General features: G+C 67.2%; 17 protein-coding genes and 1 pseudogene. 11 read left to right on the forward strand and 7 right to left on the reverse strand.

The genetic code is table 11. From position 1 onward, the window contains the following. Positions 1-75: 75 nt before the first annotated feature. From HHL28_RS07065 to hflX, 7 genes and pseudogenes are all read left to right on the forward strand, one after another. Positions 76-2370, forward strand: a complete 2295-nt coding sequence (locus HHL28_RS07065) for a sensor histidine kinase NtrY-like (RefSeq protein WP_075769066.1) — start codon at positions 76-78, stop codon at positions 2368-2370. Positions 2371-2374: 4 nt separating this feature from the next. Next, a complete protein-coding gene (ntrX, locus tag HHL28_RS07070) occupies positions 2375-3781 on the forward strand; it encodes a nitrogen assimilation response regulator NtrX (RefSeq protein WP_075769065.1) in 1407 nt (468 codons plus the stop codon). 47 nt (positions 3782-3828) lie between these two features. Then, complete coding sequence (gene trkA / locus HHL28_RS07075; protein ID WP_075769064.1) at positions 3829-5205, forward strand: Trk system potassium transporter TrkA; 1377 nt, start codon at positions 3829-3831, stop codon at positions 5203-5205. Between the two features lie 51 nt (positions 5206-5256). Then, entirely contained in the window at positions 5257-6126 is an 870-nt protein-coding gene (locus HHL28_RS07080) for a D-amino-acid transaminase (RefSeq protein ID WP_075769063.1), read from the forward strand. Then, positions 6123-6794 carry an HAD family hydrolase gene (locus HHL28_RS07085; RefSeq protein ID WP_075769062.1) on the forward strand — a complete coding sequence of 224 codons (672 nt, stop codon included), beginning with the start codon at positions 6123-6125 and terminating at the stop codon, positions 6792-6794. Before HHL28_RS07080 ends, HHL28_RS07085 begins: the two co-directional genes overlap by 4 nt. A gap of 104 nt (positions 6795-6898) precedes the next feature. After that, positions 6899-7150: an RNA chaperone Hfq gene (gene hfq / locus HHL28_RS07090; RefSeq protein WP_075769061.1), complete on the forward strand. Its 252-nt coding sequence runs from the start codon at positions 6899-6901 to the stop codon at positions 7148-7150. Positions 7151-7193: 43 nt separating this feature from the next. Further along, positions 7194-8488 (forward strand): annotated as a pseudogene (gene hflX / locus HHL28_RS07095) (GTPase HflX). 21 nt (positions 8489-8509) lie between these two features. Here hflX and HHL28_RS07100 read toward each other — a convergent pair. Both HHL28_RS07100 and purU read right to left on the reverse strand, forming a co-directional pair. Then, the gene (locus HHL28_RS07100) at positions 8510-8680 is read right to left on the reverse strand and encodes a hypothetical protein (protein ID WP_169654908.1); all 171 of its coding nucleotides are present in this window, start codon (positions 8678-8680) and stop codon (positions 8510-8512) included. A 60-nt stretch (positions 8681-8740) separates the two neighbouring features. Then, positions 8741-9586 carry a formyltetrahydrofolate deformylase gene (purU, locus tag HHL28_RS07105; protein WP_075769059.1) on the reverse strand — a complete coding sequence of 282 codons (846 nt, stop codon included), beginning with the start codon at positions 9584-9586 and terminating at the stop codon, positions 8741-8743. A 126-nt stretch (positions 9587-9712) separates the two neighbouring features. Here purU and HHL28_RS07110 point away from each other — a divergent pair, with 126 nt between their 5' ends. Further along, positions 9713-10522, forward strand: a complete 810-nt coding sequence (locus tag HHL28_RS07110; protein WP_075769058.1) for an inositol monophosphatase family protein — start codon at positions 9713-9715, stop codon at positions 10520-10522. A 4-nt stretch (positions 10523-10526) separates the two neighbouring features. On the opposite strand, the gene HHL28_RS07115 is transcribed toward HHL28_RS07110, so the two are convergent. Together HHL28_RS07115 and mazG are read right to left on the reverse strand one after the other, a co-directional pair. Beyond that, positions 10527-11315 (reverse strand): SDR family NAD(P)-dependent oxidoreductase, encoded by a 789-nt coding sequence (locus HHL28_RS07115; protein WP_083698785.1) that lies wholly within the window; start codon positions 11313-11315, stop codon positions 10527-10529. Between the two features lie 37 nt (positions 11316-11352). Beyond that, positions 11353-12174, reverse strand: a complete 822-nt coding sequence (mazG, locus tag HHL28_RS07120) for a nucleoside triphosphate pyrophosphohydrolase (RefSeq protein ID WP_075769057.1) — start codon at positions 12172-12174, stop codon at positions 11353-11355. Positions 12175-12398: 224 nt separating this feature from the next. Here mazG and HHL28_RS07125 point away from each other — a divergent pair, with 224 nt between their 5' ends. The 3 genes from HHL28_RS07125 to HHL28_RS07135 are packed head-to-tail and all read left to right on the forward strand — an operon-like array spanning position 12399 to position 13673. Beyond that, a complete protein-coding gene (locus tag HHL28_RS07125; protein ID WP_075769056.1) occupies positions 12399-13064 on the forward strand; it encodes an HAD family hydrolase in 666 nt (221 codons plus the stop codon). A 45-nt stretch (positions 13065-13109) separates the two neighbouring features. Then, on the forward strand, positions 13110-13433 hold the full coding sequence (locus tag HHL28_RS07130) for a SemiSWEET family sugar transporter (RefSeq protein WP_075769055.1): 324 nt from the start codon (positions 13110-13112) through the stop codon (positions 13431-13433). A gap of 18 nt (positions 13434-13451) precedes the next feature. After that, a complete protein-coding gene (locus HHL28_RS07135) occupies positions 13452-13673 on the forward strand; it encodes a hypothetical protein (RefSeq protein WP_169654910.1) in 222 nt (73 codons plus the stop codon). Positions 13674-13727: 54 nt separating this feature from the next. Here HHL28_RS07135 and HHL28_RS07140 read toward each other — a convergent pair whose 3' ends face one another. The 3 genes from HHL28_RS07140 to metG are packed head-to-tail and all read right to left on the reverse strand — an operon-like array spanning position 13728 to position 16862. Then, the gene (locus HHL28_RS07140; RefSeq protein WP_075769053.1) at positions 13728-14495 is read right to left on the reverse strand and encodes an MBL fold metallo-hydrolase; all 768 of its coding nucleotides are present in this window, start codon (positions 14493-14495) and stop codon (positions 13728-13730) included. A 4-nt stretch (positions 14496-14499) separates the two neighbouring features. After that, entirely contained in the window at positions 14500-15297 is a 798-nt protein-coding gene (locus tag HHL28_RS07145; RefSeq protein ID WP_075769194.1) for a TatD family hydrolase, read from the reverse strand. Between the two features lie 11 nt (positions 15298-15308). Beyond that, positions 15309-16862, reverse strand: coding sequence for a methionine--tRNA ligase (gene metG, locus HHL28_RS07150; RefSeq protein WP_075769052.1), 1554 nt, complete (start codon positions 16860-16862; stop codon positions 15309-15311). Positions 16863-16880 lie beyond the last annotated feature (18 nt).

Genomic DNA, 16880 nt, shown 5'->3' on the forward strand with positions numbered 1-16880 from the left:
CGCCAGCACAGCCAGGACCGGCGGCAACGCCAGGGCCTTTGACGCGGTGGCGCCAGACTTGGCGGCGCCGGCATCATGAGCGTGGCGACGGACAAGGTCCCGGGCGCCACGCTGTGGCGCCGGTTGGCCGCATGGTCATCCCGTCGCCATCTGGGCGGTGTGTTGGCCGTTCTGCTGACCTTGGCGGCGCTGATCTCCGGCGCCGCCACCTATGGCGCGCTGACCGAGACACCGCCCTTCGGCAACGACCCGAACACGGTCACCTTGCTGCTGACCGCCGACGCGGTGCTGCTGCTGCTGCTGGTCGTGGTGGTGGCCCGGCGCATCGTCGGCCTGTGGGTGGAGCGGCGGCGGGGGCTGGCGGGGTCGCGGCTGCACATGCGGCTCGTGGCCGTCTTCTCCCTGTTGGCGGTGCTGCCGGCCATCACCATGGCCATCTTCAGCGCCCTGTTCTTTTACGTCGGCGTCCAGTCCTGGTTCAGCGAGCGGGTCCGCACGGCGGTGAACGAGTCCCTGGCGGTGGCCGAGGCTTACCTCCAGGAACACCAACTCGCCATCACCCGCGATGCGGAGCTGATGCGCAACGACCTGATCCGCCTGCCCCTGGACGTGGTCTACAACCCCCTGCGATTCCAGCAGGTGTTCAATGAGCAATCCTTCCAGCGCTCGCTGACCGAGTCTGTGATCTTCGACGGGACGGGACGCATCTACAGCGTCTACGGCCTTGGGTTCGCCTTCGACTTCAAGAACAGCGTCAGGGCGGAGGAGTTGGAGCGGGCGCGCCGGGGTGAGGTGGTGCTGCTGGTCAGCGAGGCGGGTAACCGGGTGAGCGCGCTATTGCAGGCCGACCCGCGTTTCGACACGTTCCTGTTCGTCGGCCGTCCGGTGGAATCCAGGGTGCTGGAGCACATGGACGCCACCCAGAGCGCCGTGCGGGAGTACCGGCAGCTGGAGGGCCAGCGGTTCGACCTGCAGACCCGGTTCAGCCTGATCTTCCTGGGAATCGCGGTGTTGCTCCTGCTGGCGGCAATCTGGATGGGGCTGCTGTTTGCGACCTACCTGGTCCAGCCCATCGGCGCGCTGATCGCCGCGGCAGAGCGGGTGCGGTCCGGCGACCTGACGGCCCGCGTGCCGGACACCGATGGGCCGGAGGATGAGCTGTCATCCCTGTCCCGCGCCTTCAACCGCATGACCAGCCAGTTGGAGAGCCAGCGGCACGAGCTGGTGGAGGCCAACAAGCTGCTGGACCTGCGCCGCCGCTTCACGGAGGCGGTGCTGTCCGGCGTTTCCGCCGGCGTGCTGGGCCTGGACCAGGAAGGTGTGGTCAACCTGCCGAACCTGTCGGCGGCGGAGCTGCTGGGAGTGGGCGACCCGCAGTCCCTGGTCGGGCGCAACCTGCTGGAAGTGGCGCCGGAGATGGCGGACCTGATGGGCACCATCCGCCGCCGCCCCGGGAGGCTGGTGGAGGGGCAGGTGCAGCTCCGCCGCGGCGGGCAGCTCCGCACCCTACTGGTGCGTCTGGCGGCGGAGGTGGTTGGCGGCGAGGTCAAGGGCTTCGTCGTAACCTTCGACGACGTGTCGGAACTGCTGTCCGCCCAACGCAAGGCCGCCTGGGCCGACGTGGCCCGCCGCATCGCCCATGAGATCAAGAACCCGCTGACTCCCATCCAGCTTTCCGCCGAGCGGCTGCGGCGGAAATACTTGAAGGAGATCAGCAGCGACCCGGACACGTTCCGGGCCATGACGGACACCATCGTCCGGCATGTAGACGACATCGGCAAGATGGTGGACGAGTTCTCCGCCTTCGCCCGCATGCCGTCGCCCGTCATGAAGCCAGTCTCCATCCAGGAGCTGTGCCGTCAGGCGGTCTTCCTCCAGGCCACCGCGCAGACCGGCATCAAGTTCGAGACCATCCTGCCGGAGGAGCCGCTACAGATCGTCTGCGACAGCCGACAGATCGGCCAGGCCCTGACCAACCTGCTGAAGAATGCCGTCGAGGCCATCGAGGGCAAGGCGGAGGAGGTCGGCGACGACGCGACGCTGCCGCCGGGCCAGGTGACGTTGCGGGTCGCCCAGGAAGACGACCGGGTGATCCTGGCGGTGGAGGACAACGGCAAGGGCCTGCCCACCGAAGAGCGGGACAGGCTTACCGAACCTTATGTGACCACGCGGGCCAAGGGCACGGGCCTTGGGCTCGCCATCGTGAAGAAGATCATGGAAGACCACGGCGGCGCGTTGCTGCTGGAGGATCGGCCGGGCGGCGGTGCCCGCGTCAGCCTCGTGCTGCCGCGGACGCTCGCCCCCGCCTCACCCGAGGCGGCCCCGGCGACCCTCGAGCCAGCGGTGGCCGTCGCCGGGCGGAAGGGCTGAGAAGATGGCGCACGATATCCTGATCGTGGACGACGAGGCAGATATCCGGATGCTCATCGCGGGCATCCTGGAAGACGAGGGGTTGAAGACCCGCGAGGCGGCGGACGCGGACCAGGCCCTGGCGGCCGTGGCCACGCGCCGGCCCAGCCTGGTGATCCTGGACATCTGGCTGCAGGGCAGCCGGCTGGACGGGCTGCAGATCCTGGCCGAGTTGAAACGCGACCATCCCGACGTGCCCGTGGTCATGATCAGCGGCCATGGCAACATCGAGACGGCCGTGGCCGCCATCAAGTCCGGCGCCTACGACTTCATCGAGAAGCCGTTCAAGGCCGACCGGCTGCTGCTGCTGGTGGAACGCGCCATCGAGGCGGCGCGGCTGCGGCGGGAGAACCGGGAGCTGCGGGTCCGCGCCGGGGCGGAGGCGGAGCTGACGGGCCGCAGCCTGGCCATAAACCAGCTCCGCCACGCGGTGGAGAAGGTGGCCCCGACGGGGTCGCGCGTCATGGTCTCCGGCCCGCCGGGCAGCGGCAAGGAGGTGGTGGCACGGATGATCCATGCCCGCTCCCGCCGGGCCGACGGGCCCTTCGTCGCCCTGAACTGCGCCACCATGCGGCCCGACCGGCTTGAGGTGGAGTTGTTCGGGACGGAGGGGAGCTTCGATGGCGGCGGCCGCAAGGTGGGCACCTTCGAGCAGGCCCATGGCGGGACCCTGTTCCTGGACGAGGTCTCCGACATGCCCCTGGAGACCCAGGGCAAGATCGTCCGGGTGTTGCAGGAGCAGACCTTCGAGCGGGTGGGCGGCACCGCCCGGGTGGAGGTGGATGTCCGCGTCATCGCCAGCACCAACCGCGACCTGACCGCGGAGATCGAGCAGGGCCGCTTCCGCCAGGACCTGTTCTACCGCCTGTCCGTGGTGCCGCTGAAGGTCCCGCCCCTGCGGGAACGGCGGGAGGACATCCCCCTGCTGGCCCGCCACTTCATGCAGCGCACGGCGGAGACGTCCGGCCTGCCCATCCGCATCTTCGGCGAGGATGCCATGGCGGCCCTCCAGGCCTATGATTGGCCGGGCAATGTCCGCCAGCTCCGCAACACCGTGGAGTGGCTGCTGATCATGGTTTCCGGCGACCCGCACGAGCCCATCCGCGCCGACATGCTGCCGCCGGAGATCGGCGCCATCACGCCGACGGTGCTGAAGTGGGAGAAGGGCGGGGAGATCATGGGCCTGCCCCTGCGCGACGCCCGCGAGGTGTTCGAGCGGGAGTACCTGCTGGCCCAGGTCACCCGCTTCGGCGGCAATATCAGCCGTACCGCCGCCTTCGTGGGCATGGAACGCTCCGCCCTGCACCGCAAGCTGAAGTCGCTGGGCGTGCACGGGACGGAGAAGGCGGGAGCCCGGGTGGGGGTGGAGTGATCCACCTCAACGCTTGGTCGCGCTGGTCGAATTAGGGTCTGGTTGCCATGAAAGTCATCGTCTGCGGGGCCGGGCAGGTCGGGTCGAACATCGCGCGCTATCTGGCGAGCGAAGGGAACCATGTTACCGTCATCGACCAGTCGCCGGAGCTGATCCAGAAGATCAGCGACACGCTGGACGTCCAGGCCATGGTGGGCTTCGCCAGCCATCCCAACGTGCTGGAGGCCGCCGGCGCGACCGAGGCGGACATGATCATCGCCGTCACCTTGGCGGACGAGGTGAACATGGTGGCCTGCCAAGTGGCGGACAGCCTGTTCAACGTGCCCACCAAGATCGCCCGCGTCCGGCACCAGAGCTACCTGCAACCCATCTGGCGCGACCTCTATTCCCGCGGGCACCTGCCCATCGATGTCATCATCTCCCCCGAGATCGAGGTGGCGCGGGCCATCGGCCGGCGGCTGCAGGTGCCCGGCGCCTTCGACATGATCCCCCTGGCCGACGGAAAGGTGCGGGTCATCGGCGTCGTCTGCGGCCAGAACTGCCCGGTGATCAACACGCCGCTGCGCCAGCTCACCGGCCTGTTCCCCGACCTGAATATCGAGGTCGTGGCCATCGTCCGCAACGACAAGCCCATCATCCCCAGCGGCGACGACCAGATGTTGGCGGGGGACGAGGTCTATTTCGTGGCCGACACGAACCATGTGGCCCGCGCCATGTCCGCCTTCGGCCATGAGGAGCCGGAGGCCCGCCGCGTCATCATCGTCGGTGGCGGCAACATCGGCCTGTGTCTGGCGGAGGACATCGAGGAAAAGCATCCCCAGGTCTCCGCCCGCATCATCGAGATGGACCGCAAGCGGGCCCAGATCGTGGCACAACGCCTGACCCGCACCATGGTACTGCACGGGGACGGGCTGGACCCGGAGATCCTGGAAGAGGCGAACGTCCGCGCCAGCGAGACGGTGGTCGCCGTTTCCAACAGCGATGAGGGCAACATCCTGGCCTCGCTCCTGGCCAAGCGCTACGGCTGCCAGCGGGCCATCACCCTGATCAACAAGACCACCTTCCAACCCCTTGTGCAGCCGTTGGGAATCGACGCGGTGGTGAGCCCGCGCTCCATCACCGTCTCCTCCATCCTCCAGCATGTCCGCCGCGGCCGCATCAAGGCGGTGCACAGCCTGCGCGAGGGGTTCGCCGAGATCATCGAGGCGGAGGCGCTGGAGACGTCCAGCCTGATCAACACCCCGCTGAAGGAGGTCCGCCTGCCGGAGGGGGTGATCGTCGGCGCCATCGTGCGCGCCGGCCAGGTGATCATCCCGCGGCCCTCCACCGTCATCAAGCCGAATGACCGGGTCATCATCCTGGCCGCCGTCGGCCAGGTGAAGAAGGTTGAGAAGATGTTCGCCGTGCGGCTTGAATTCTTTTGAGAATTCGCCGCCGTTCCCCTTCAGACATCACGTGAGATCGGAAGAGGCGCCATGCCCCGCATCGCCTATGTCAACGGCCGCTATGTCCCGCACGGGGAGGCCAGCGTCCATGTGGAGGACCGCGGCTTCCAGTTCGCCGACGGGGTCTATGAGGTGGTCACCGTAGTCGGCGGCAAGCTGGCGGATGAGGAAGGGCACTTGGCCCGGCTGGGGCGCTCCCTCGGCGAACTCCAAATCCCCTGGCCGGTGAAGCCCGCGGTGCTGAAGGTCATCATGCGGGAGGTGGTGCGGCGGAACGGGGCGCAGAACGCGCTGCTGTACATCCAGGTGAACCGGGGCGTGGCGCCCCGCGACTTCCGCTTCCCGGCGAATCCCAGGCCCAGTCTGGTGCTGACCTGCCGCCGGACGAAGTTCCAGACCGCCAGGCAGTTGGCCGAGGGCGTGCCCTGCGTGACGGTTCCCGACATCCGCTGGCTGCGGCGGGACATCAAGTCCGTCGCCTTGCTGGCCCAGGTGCTGGCCAAGCAGAAGGCGGTTGAGGCGGGGGCGTTCGAGGCCTGGCAGGTGGACCCGGACGGGACGGTGACCGAAGGCTCGTCTTCCAACGCCTGGATCGTCACCGCGGACGGCGTGTTGGTGACGCGGCCTGCCAGCAACCTGATCCTGAACGGCATCACCCGGCAATCTATTCTGAGGTTGGCGGGCGAGTTGGGCATCCCCTTCGAGGAGCGGCCTTTCACGGTGGAGGAGGCCTATGCGGCGCGGGAGGCCTTCATCTCCAGCGCCAGCACCTTTGCCTTGCCGGTGACCCGGCTGGACGGCCGCAGCATCGGTGACGGCACGCCGGGCCCGCTCTGCCGCAAGCTCCGCCAGGCCTACATGGAATATGTGGGCAGCCCCGACCCGGTGGGGGCGGCATGACCATGCTGGCGCGGCCCCGGGCCATCCTGTTCGACTGGGACAACACGCTGGTCACCAACTGGCGGTGCGTCCACGCTTCCATCAACGCCGCCCTGTTGGCCTTCGGCAAGGAGCCCTGGAGCCTGGAGGAGAGTTACCAGCGCATCCGCCACAGCCTGCGTGACAGTTTCCCCATCATCTTCGGGGACGACTGGACCAAGGCGCGCGACATCTTCTACGGCCATTTCGAGGCCCACCACCTGGAATATCTGGAACCCCTTGCCGGGGCCGCCGAGATGCTGGAGGAGCTGGCCGGGCAGGGCATCTATCTCGGCGTGGTCAGCAACAAGACCGGCCGATTCCTGCGGGCGGAGGCGAAGCTGCTGGGCTGGGACCGTTACTTCGGCGTGCTGGTGGGTGCCATGGACGCGCCAGCGGACAAGCCGGCCGTGGCGCCGGTGGAGCTGGCGCTGGCCCCGGGAGGCCTGAAGCCCGGGCCCGACGTCTGGTTCGTCGGCGATGCCGACATCGATATGGAATGCGCCCACCGCGCGGGCTGCGTACCCCTGCTGGTGGGGGATACGCCGGCCGTGGGGGAGGGGCTAGACCGTTTTCCGCCGGCCCTGCGCCTTGAGGGCTGTGCTGCGATTTCAGCCTTGGTCCGGAAGGCTCCGCATACCATATCCTGACAGGACGGGACGGCGGGGCTATCATGCCCCGTCGGGCGCCGAACTGTTAATCCGGGTGTTCTGCCAAGGGGCGCCCCAAGAATGAGCGAAGCGAGGCAATTCCAATGTCGGAAAAATCGCAGAACGTGCAGGACGTCTTCCTGAACCATGTGCGGAAGAATAAGACGCCTGTGACCGTTTTCCTGGTCAACGGGGTGAAGCTCCAGGGGATCATCACCTGGTTCGACAATTTTTCCGTCCTGCTGCGCCGGGATGCCCATTCGCAGCTCGTCTATAAGCACGCCATCTCGACCGTGATGCCGGCCCATCCGATCCAACTGTTCGAGCCGGCCGCCAAGGAGACCGACCACGACTGAGGTCCGTAACGACGATCAGCGCGGGCAACCCACCCGCGCCTTCGTGATCCACCCGGTCCTTCCTGAGGACCGGAATGATGCCCGTGATCCCGCCGCGAAGCTGGCCGAAGCCGTGGGCCTCGCCGCCGCCATCGAGCTGGAGGTCGCGGGGGCAGAGAGCTACCGCGTGAACCGTCCCACGCCCGCCACCCTGTTGGGGTCTGGCGTGGTTGAGCAGGTCGGCCAGCGCGTGGAACAGGATGAGATCGGGCTGGTGGTCATGGACCACGGCCTGTCCCCCATCCAGCAGCGCAACCTGGAGCGGGCCTGGAAGACCAAGGTCATCGACCGTACCGGCCTGATCCTGGAGATTTTCGGTGCCCGTGCCCGCACGCGGGAAGGCCAGTTGCAGGTGGAACTGGCGGCGCTGACCTACCAGCGGTCCCGCCTCGTCCGGTCCTGGACCCACCTGGAGCGGCAGCGCGGCGGCTTCGGCTTCCTGGGGGACCTGGTGAGAGCCAGATCGAGCTGGATCGGCGGCTGATCAGCGACCGCATCGACAAGCTGAAGAAGGAACTGGAGGAGGTGCGCCGCACCCGCGGCCTGCACCGCAAGGCGCGGGAGAAGGTGCCGTACCCGGTGGTGGCCCTGGTGGGCTACACCAACGCCGGCAAGTCCACCCTGTTCAACCGCATGGCCGGGGCGGACGTGTTCGCCAAGGACTTGCTGTTCGCCACGCTGGACCCCACCATGCGGTCCATCACCCTGCCGTCCAACCGCAAGATCATCCTGTCGGACACGGTGGGCTTCATCTCCGACCTGCCGCACGGCCTGGTCGAGGCCTTTCGTGCGACGCTGGAGGAGGTGGAGGCCGCGGACATCATCCTGCACGTGCGCGACGTCTCCCACCCCGACACGGAGGCCCAGAAGGCCGACGTGGAGGCGGTTCTCAGGGATATCGGTATCGAGGTGGAGACGGACGACCGGGTGGTGGAGGTGCTGAACAAGGTGGATTTGCTGGCAGCGGAGGAACGCGCCACCCTGCTGGCCGCCGCACGGCGCACCGGTGGTGCCGTCACCATCTCCGCCCTCACCGGGGAAGGGCTGGACACGCTGTTCGACTTCCTGGACCGCCGCATGGTGGCGGGGCGGGATGTGGTGGAGTTGGAGGTGCCCGTCACCGACGGCGCCGCCATAGCCTGGCTGTATGAGCGGGGCGAGGTGCTTGAGCGGCAGGACCTGGAGGATGCCATGCGCTTCCAGGTGGCGCTGGAGCCCGCCGACGTGGCCCGGTTCCAGACGCGCTTCGGCTTTGAGCCGCGGCAGGTCCCGCCCGTGAAGGCGGTGCGGCGGGCCTGACCCCGCCGCCCCACCCAAAAGTCAGTCCCTCTGCTGGTCCGGCCGGACGTGGTCCACGCCCTGGGTAGCCGGCTGGTCGGGGTTGGGGCTCTCAGGTTGGCCGATGCCGCCGGTCCCCGCGTCATTGCCCGGCAGGTTGCGCTTCTGGTCGCCCTGGTTCTGGCCCAAGGTCTTGTCGGTCTTGTCCGCCATGGGGATGCTCCGTCGTTGCGGTGCCGTGGCAACCCGGGACGGGGGCGATCCTCACGCGCGTCAGCGGAAGACAACAGTTTTGTGCCCGTTCAGCAGGACCCGGTGCTCCAGATGGTAGCGGACGGCGCGGGCGAGGACGATATTCTCGATGTCCCGGCCGACGGCGACCAGATCCTCCGCCGTCTGGGTGTGGTCCACCCGCTGCACCTCCTGCTCGATGATTGGGCCCTCATCCAGGTCGGTGGTCACATAGTGGGCCGTGGCGCCGATCAGCTTCACGCCACGGGCAAAGGCCTGGTGGTAGGGCTTGGCTCCCTTGAAGCTGGGCAGGAAGGAATGGTGGATGTTGATGCAGCGCCCGGCCAGCGCCGCACACAGGGCAGGGGACAGCACCTGCATATAGCGGGCGAGCACCACCAGATCCGCCCGTTCCCGCGACACCAGCTCCAGAAGCCGCGCCTCCTGCGCCTCCTTGGTCGCCGACGTGACGGGCAGGTGTATGAAGGGCAGGCCGTGCCATTCCACCAAGGACCGGAAATCCTCATGGTTGGAGACGATAGCCGGGATCTCCATGCCCAAGGCACCGGTGCGGTAACGGTAGAGCAGGTCGTTCAGGCAATGGCCGAACCTTGAAACCAGGATCATCACCCGCGGCTTCCGGGTAAGGTCGTGCAGCTTCAGGTCCATGGCAAAGCGGCGGCCCACCTCCAGCAACGCTTCCGTCAGGGCCACGCGGGCATCCCGCGGCACATCTATGGTCTGGCGCAGGAAGAAGTGGTTGCTGTCCGGGTCGCCGAACTGGGCACTGTCCACGATGTTGGCGCCATGGCCTGCCAGGGTGCCGGACACCGCGGCGACGATGCCCACCGTGTCGGGGCAGGAAAGGGTCAGCACATGGGTCGCCACCGTTGTTCCCCCTGTTGTTCCGTGGGACCGGCATGCACGCCGATCCCTTGCGGCTTGTCTGCGCCGCTGCCATGAAAGGCCCCTGAGCATGGCGCCCAGCCTGCCCGAGACCAAGGACCAAAGTGAATGATCCCTGATATCGACGCCGTGTCCCGGATCGTCCGGGAGGTCTCCGACGCGGAGATCATGCCCCGTTTCCGGAACTTGGCCGAGGGCGAGATCAAGGAGAAGGGTCCGGGCGATTTGGTGACCGTGGCGGACGAGGCGGCCGAGAAGGCGCTGACCCGCCGCCTGTCCGACTTGCTGCCGGGGTCCCTGGTGGTGGGGGAGGAGGCCTATGCCGGGGACCAGGGCGTGCTGGACCGGCTGTCCGGCGACCAGCCGGTCTGGATCATCGACCCCGTGGACGGGACCCACAACTTCGCCGGGGGCAAGCCCATCTTCGGCACGCTGCTCGCCCTGGCCGTGAAGGGGCAGACGGTGGCAGGCTGGATCCATGACCCCAACAGCGGGCGCATGGCGACGGCCGTACGGGGTGAGGGGGCGTGGATGGCGGGGCGGCGCCTGACGGTGCTGCCGCCGGCACCGCCGTCGGAGATGACCGGCGCGATGCCCACGAAATTCTGCGATCCGGAACGGCGGGAGCTGCTGGAGAGCCGCCGGCCGCGCCTCGGCCCCACCTACAATCTGTTCTGCGCGGCCCACGAATACCTGAAGCTGGCCCTGGGTGAGGGCCACTTCTCCATGTATCACCGCACCATGCCTTGGGACCATGCCGCAGGCGTGCTGGTGCATGGGGAGGCCGGGGGCTACTCGGCCAAGCTGGACGGCAGCCCCTATGCGCCAACAGACAGGGGCGGCGGGATCCTGATGGCCCCCGACAGGGCCAGCTGGCTGGCCCTGCGGGACGTGTTGCTGGCCGAGGAAGGCCCGTAGGCGATCAGGCCTTCGGCGTGCGGTGGACGCCCAGGGCACCCGGGCCCTGGGTGGTGGGCATGATCTCCACCCGGTTCACGTTGAAGTGCGGGGGCAGGGTGGCGGCCCAGGTCACCGCCTCCGCCACGTCGTCCGCCGTCAGGGGCACGGTGTCGGCATAGACCTTCGCGGCCCGCTCCGCGTCGCCCTTGAAGCGTACCAGGCTGAAGTCGGTCTGAACCATGCCGGGCTCCACGGATGTGACCCGCACGCCGGTGCCGATCAGGTCGGCCCTGAGGGCCAAGCTGAACTGCGTCACAAAAGCCTTTGACGCGCAATAGACATGGCCGCCTGGGTAGGGGTAGCTCGCGGCGGTGGAGCTGATGTTGATGACGTGGCCGCGGCCCCGCGCCACCATGCCCGGAAGCACCAAGCCGGTGACGATGGCCAGCCCCTTGTCGTTGGTATCCACCATCACCTCCCAGTCGGTGATGTCGGACTTGAAGGCCGGGTCGGCGCCCAGAGCGAGGCCGGCATTGTTGACCAGCAGGTCGATTTCCGCAAAGTCCGGGGGCAGGGAGGCCAAACCCGCCTCCACCGCCGCGCGGTCGCGCACGTCGAACTGCACGAGGTAAGAGGTGCCACCAACCTCTTCCGCCAAGCCCTTGAGCTTGTTCATGTCTCGGCCGGCCAGGACCAGCTTGGAGCCGAGGGCGGCGAAGCGCTTGGCGAAGGCGCTGCCGAAGCCGCCGGTCGCGCCGGTGATCAGAACGATGGCGGGCACATGGGGCGGGTGGTAGGCCGGCTGGGCCATCTCTGTCTCTCCCTTATTGTTTATTGGAATCCGGGGTTTACTCGGCGGCCTCCGCAGGCCGCTCCAGGGATTTGGCGCGCTGCCAGAGGCTTTCCATCTCATCCAGGGTGGCCTGGGACGGGGTGCGCCCCTCCGCGGCCAGGTAGGCCTCCACCTGGCGGAAGCGGCGCTCGAACTTGGCGTTGGCGCCGCGCAGGGCCGTCTCGGGCTCCACCTCCAGCCGGCGGGCGAGGTTCACCAAGACGAACAGCAGGTCACCCATCTCATCCTCGACCCGGGCCGGGTCACGGGTGCCGGCCTGGAGTTCAGCGCGGAGTTCGCCGATCTCCTCTTCCATCTTGTCCAGGATCTGCTCCGCCTCGGTCCAGTCGAAACCGACCCGGGCAGCGCGCTTTTGCAGCTTCAGGGCCCGGGTCAGGGCAGGGAGGCCGGTAATCACCCCGTCCAGGGCGGACGGTGCCTTGCCCTCCGCGGCAGCCTTCTCAGCCCGCTCCCGCGCCTTCTGTTCCTCCCAGCGGTTCGTCTGGTCGTCGGCCGTGGGCACCACGGCATCACCGAAAACGTGGGGGTGGCGGCGGATCATCTTGTCGGCGATCTGGCCGGCGATGGCGTCGAAATCGAAGGCGCCTTGCTCCTTGGCCATCTGGGCGTAGAAGACCACCTGGAACAACAGATCGCCCAGCTCATCCTTCAGCGCGTGCATGTCGCCGGACTGGATGGCGTCCGCCACTTCATACGCTTCCTCGATGGTGTGCGGGGCGATGGTGGCGAAGGTCTGCTCCACGTCCCAGGGGCAACCGCCTTGCGGATCCCGCAGCTTGGCCATGATGTCGAGCAGGCGGGCGAGGTTCTGGGACATGCTGGCAGGTCCTGGCAGCGGGGCAACGGGCCTGACCTTAGCCGAGGGGCTGGCGCGGGGGAAGGCTCCCCACATACCCCCTTTTTGAGGGCAACTTGAACGCGATAAGCATGATTATGGAAACGACCCTATAGAACTATCCGGAATCCCGTGCGACTTGACCGCCCCGCCGCTGTTCAAAGCAGCCCGTGACGCTCCCGCGGAGCATCCAGAAAGGCCTTCCGATGATCAAGGCGGTATTGTTCGATGTGGACGGCACGCTGGTGGATTCCGTCGATCTGCACGCGCGGTCCTGGCATGAGACGCTGAAGAAGTTCGGCCACGACCTGCCCTATGAGCAGGTCCGCAGCCAGATCGGCAAAGGCAGCGACCTGCTGGTGCCGGCCCTGATCGGTGAAGACGCGGACAAGCGGAATGGCGATGAGATTCGGGACGCGCGGCACACCCTGTTCAAGGACCAGTACCTGGATCAGGTAAAGCCGTTCCAGAAGACACGGGACCTGATCCAGGCCGTGCTGGATGATGGCAAGAAGGTCGTCCTGGCATCCTCTGCCAAAGCCGATGAGCTTGAGGCCTACAAGAAGGCTGCCGGGATTGAGGATCTGATCGACAAGGCCACGTCATCCGATGATGCAGAGAAATCAAAGCCCTATCCGGATATCTTCCAGGCGGCGCTGAAGCAGGCCGGGGTTCGGCCCGATGAGGCGGTGGTCATCGGGGACACGCCCTATGACGCCGAGGCTGCCGGCAAGGCGGGCATCCCGGTGCTCGGGGTTCTGTGCGGCGGGTTTCCGGAGGCTGACCTGCGGGAAGCCGGCGCACGAGAGATTTACCGGGACCCGGCGGACCTGCTGGCCCGTTACCAGGACAGCCTGATCGCCAAGGGCTGAAAAGACCGGCGCCCAAACCTGCGAAACGACGAGGATCGGACGACCATGGATGCGAGCTTCATGCCCACGGCGGTGGGGATCGTGGCGGGGCTCTTCTCCACCTACAGCTTCGTGCCGCAACTGCTGAAGGTCTGGCGACAGGGCGATTGTGAGGCGATCTCCAAACGCATGTACCTGGTGACAGTCACCGCTTTTTCCCTGTGGATCACCTATGGGGTGCTGATCGACAGCCTGCCGGTGATGTTGTTCAACAGCCTGAGCCTGTTGCTTAGCGGCAGCATCCTGCTGATGAAGCTGCGCCATGACCGGCGGGCCAAGGCAGGCGGCGCCACGACCGGTCTGGCCAAGGCACCCGCAACCGGAACCTGAAGGATGGGAGACAACCCCATGAACGACAAGGCATCCCAGCCCGGTGACGTGAACACCACGGACAAGCCCAAGGGCTCTTCCCCGGCCGGCACGCCGCTGCCGGGCGATGAAAAGCTGGACTTGGACAAGACGCCCGGTGAGGGATCGCTCACCGGGTCCACGCCGGCTGGACTCAGCGCGGAGGAACTGCGCAAGCGGGCCGAGACGCCCGGCCAGAGCAATGACACGGGCACGAGCTGAACTGACCCCCTGCCCCTGATTTCCATGCGCTTCCAGCGGCTTGGCCGATGAGCCTCAAAGCTCGATTGCCATGCCGTCATAACCCGGCTCCACCCCGTCAGGCAGGGTGCGGCAGAGGGTATCGTAGTCCATGGTGTGATTCATGTGAGTCAGGATCGCCCGGCGGGGGTTCAACCGGTCGATCCAGCCCCGCGTGATGGGCCAGTGGGCGTGGACCGGGTGCGACGGCTCCATGCGCACGCAGTCCACGATCCAGGTGTCCACGCCGTCCAGCGCGGCGAAGGCGCCGTCGTCCAGGGCGACGCAGTCGGTGGAGTAGCCCAGCTTGCCGAAACGGAAACCAAGGCTCTGGCTATATCCATGGTCCTGGACGAAGGGGACGATATCCAGGTCGCCGATGCGCAACGGCCCGGTGATCTCATGCGCCTCCAGCGCCGGCCGGGCGTAATAGCCACTCTCCGACGGGCCCTTGAAGCAATAGTCGAAGCGGTGCCGCAGGCTGGCCAGGGTGGCCGCATCCCCATAGACGTCCACCGGTGTGCGCATCTGCCAGTTCAAGCCGCGCAGGTCATCGATCCCGTGGGTGTGGTCGGCATGGGCATGGGTATAGAGCACGCCGTCCAGGTGCCGGATTCCGGCGTCGGTGAGTTGGTCCCGCATGTCCGGGGTGGTGTCCACCAGCACCGTCGTCGTTTCCGTCTGCACCAGGATGGATGGCCGGCGGCGGCAGTTGCGGGGCTGGTTCGGGTCGCAATCGCCCCACACGCCGCCGATCAGGGGCACACCACTGGAACCGCCGCAGCCGAGGATGGTGACCCGCATCCCGTCAGGCCGCCTTCGCCACGTCGGCCGGCACCCGGTCGAACAGCCGTAGGAAGTTGGCCGTCGTGACCCGTGCCAGTTCCGCGGGACTGACACCCTTCACATCGGCCAGCACGTCGGCCGTGTGCACGGTGAAAGCCGGCTCGTTGCGCTTGCCACGCATGGGCACGGGCGCAAGGTAAGGCGCGTCCGTTTCCACCAGCAGCCGGTCCAGCGGCACGATGGCGGCGGTCGCGCGCAGGTCGTCGGACTTCTTGAAGGTCAGGATGCCGCTGAAGCTGATGTGGAAACCCAATTCCAAGGCCTGTTCAGCCAGTTGGCGGCTACCGCTGAAGCAGTGCAGGAGCCCCCTCACCTCTTTGCATGCCCCTTCCTCCCGCAGGATGCGGATCGTGTCTTCCTCCGCGTCGCGGGTGTGGACGATGACGGGCAGGCCGGTTTCCCGGCAGGCGCGCAGGTGGCGGCGGAAGCTGTCCTGCTGCACGTCGCGGGGGCTCTGGTCGTAGTAGTAGTCCAGGCCCGTCTCCCCGATCCCCACCACCTTGGGCCGCGTGGCGAGGTCCAGGAGGGTTTCGAGGCTGCTGTGCGGCGTCTCATCCAGGGCGTGGTGCGGGTGGACGCCCAGGGTGCAATAGACGTCCGGGTAGGCCATGGCCACCCCGTGGACCTGCTCGAACTTGCTGACATGGGTGCAGATGGTCAGCATCAGCTTCACGCCCGCATCCCGGGCCCGCTGCACCACCGCATCCCGCTCCGCCTGGAAATCCGGGAAGTCCAGGTGGCAATGGCTGTCGACGATCATGGTCATCTACCTCAGGCACCCGCCGCCGGGTCGGCCTCGACGAAGCGGGGGAACACGCCCTGCGGGGCCGGCAGGGCCGTGCCACCGGCCAGGGTCCCCGTCGCCAACGCGTCGAAGCCGCGGGCGTTCCCCGGCACGGCGAGCTGATCCAAGATGCGGTTGCTGGTATCGGGCATGAAGGGCTGGGTCAGGATGGCCACCTGCCGGATCACCTCCGCCAGGGTGTGCAGCACGGTGCCCAGGCGCGCCATGTCTGTCTTGCGCAGGCTCCAGGGCGCCATCTCGTCCACATAGCGGTTGGCGGCGCCGATGACCGCCCAGATGGCGTCGAGGGCCTTGTGGAAGGCCTGCACGTCGATCTCTGCCCGCACCGTCCCCAGCAGCGCGCCGGCGGCAGCCAGCAGCTTTTGATCGGCCTCGTTGTGTGGGCCCGGCTCCGGCAAGGTGCCGCCATGGTACTTCTGGATCATGGAGAGGACGCGCTGGCAGAGGTTGCCATAGTCGTTCGCCAGCTCCCCGTTGATCCGCTGCACCATGGCTCGCTTGGAGAAGTCGCCGTCATTGCCGAACGGGATCTCCCGCAGCAGGAAATAGCGGGTCTGGTCCAGGCCATAGGTCTCCACCAGGTCGCCGGGCTTCACCACGTTGCCCAGGGACTTGGACATCTTCTCCCCCTCCACGGTCCACCAGCCGTGGGCGAAGACACGGCGAGGCGGCTCCAGACCCGCGGCCATAAGGAAGGCCGGCCAATAGACCGTGTGGAAGCGCAGGATGTCCTTGCCGACCATGTGCAGGTCGGCGGGCCAGTACTTCGCGTACTCCCCCGCGGTGTCGGGGTAGCCGACGGCGGTGATGTAGTTGGTCAGGGCGTCCAGCCAGACATACATCACGTGCTGGTCATCGCCCGGGACCTTGATGCCCCAGTCAAATGTAGTCCGGCTGATGGACAGGTCCTTGAGGCCACCGCGCACGAAGCTCACCACCTCGCTGCGCTTGCCGGCGGGGGCGATGAAGTCCGGCCGCTCCTCGTAGAACTTCAGCAGCCTGTCCCCCCAGGCGGAGAGCTTGAAGAAATAGCTGGGCTCCTCCACCCATTCCACCGGCGCTCCGGTAGGGGCGAAGCGCTGGCCGTCGCGGGTGGTCAGCTCATCCTCGCCGTAATAGGCTTCGTCCCGGACCGAGTACCAGCCGCCATAGCTGTCCAGGTAGACGTCGCCGCTGTCCAGCAGCCGCTGCCAGAGCGCCTGGACCGACGTGATGTGCCGCGCCTCCGTGGTGCGGATGAAATCGTCGTTGGAGATGTTCAGCAGCTTGGCCAGGTCGCGGAAGTTCTGGGAGTTCTTGTCCGCCAGGGCGATGGGGGAGACGCCCGCGGCCTCCGCCGACTTCTGCACCTTCTGCCCGTGCTCATCCGTGCCGGTCAGGAACTTGACGTCGAAACCGTCCAGCCGCTTGAAGCGGGCCATCACGTCGCAGGCGATCGTCGTGTAGGCGTGCCCGACATGGGGCGCGTCGTTCACGTAATAGATCGGGGTGGTGACGTAGAAGGGCGTGCGCCCGGCCATCTGACTTCTCCGCTGCGA

The organism is Aerophototrophica crusticola (genome assembly GCF_012913305.1).
Lineage (GTDB): Bacteria > Pseudomonadota > Alphaproteobacteria > Azospirillales > Azospirillaceae > Niveispirillum > Niveispirillum crusticola.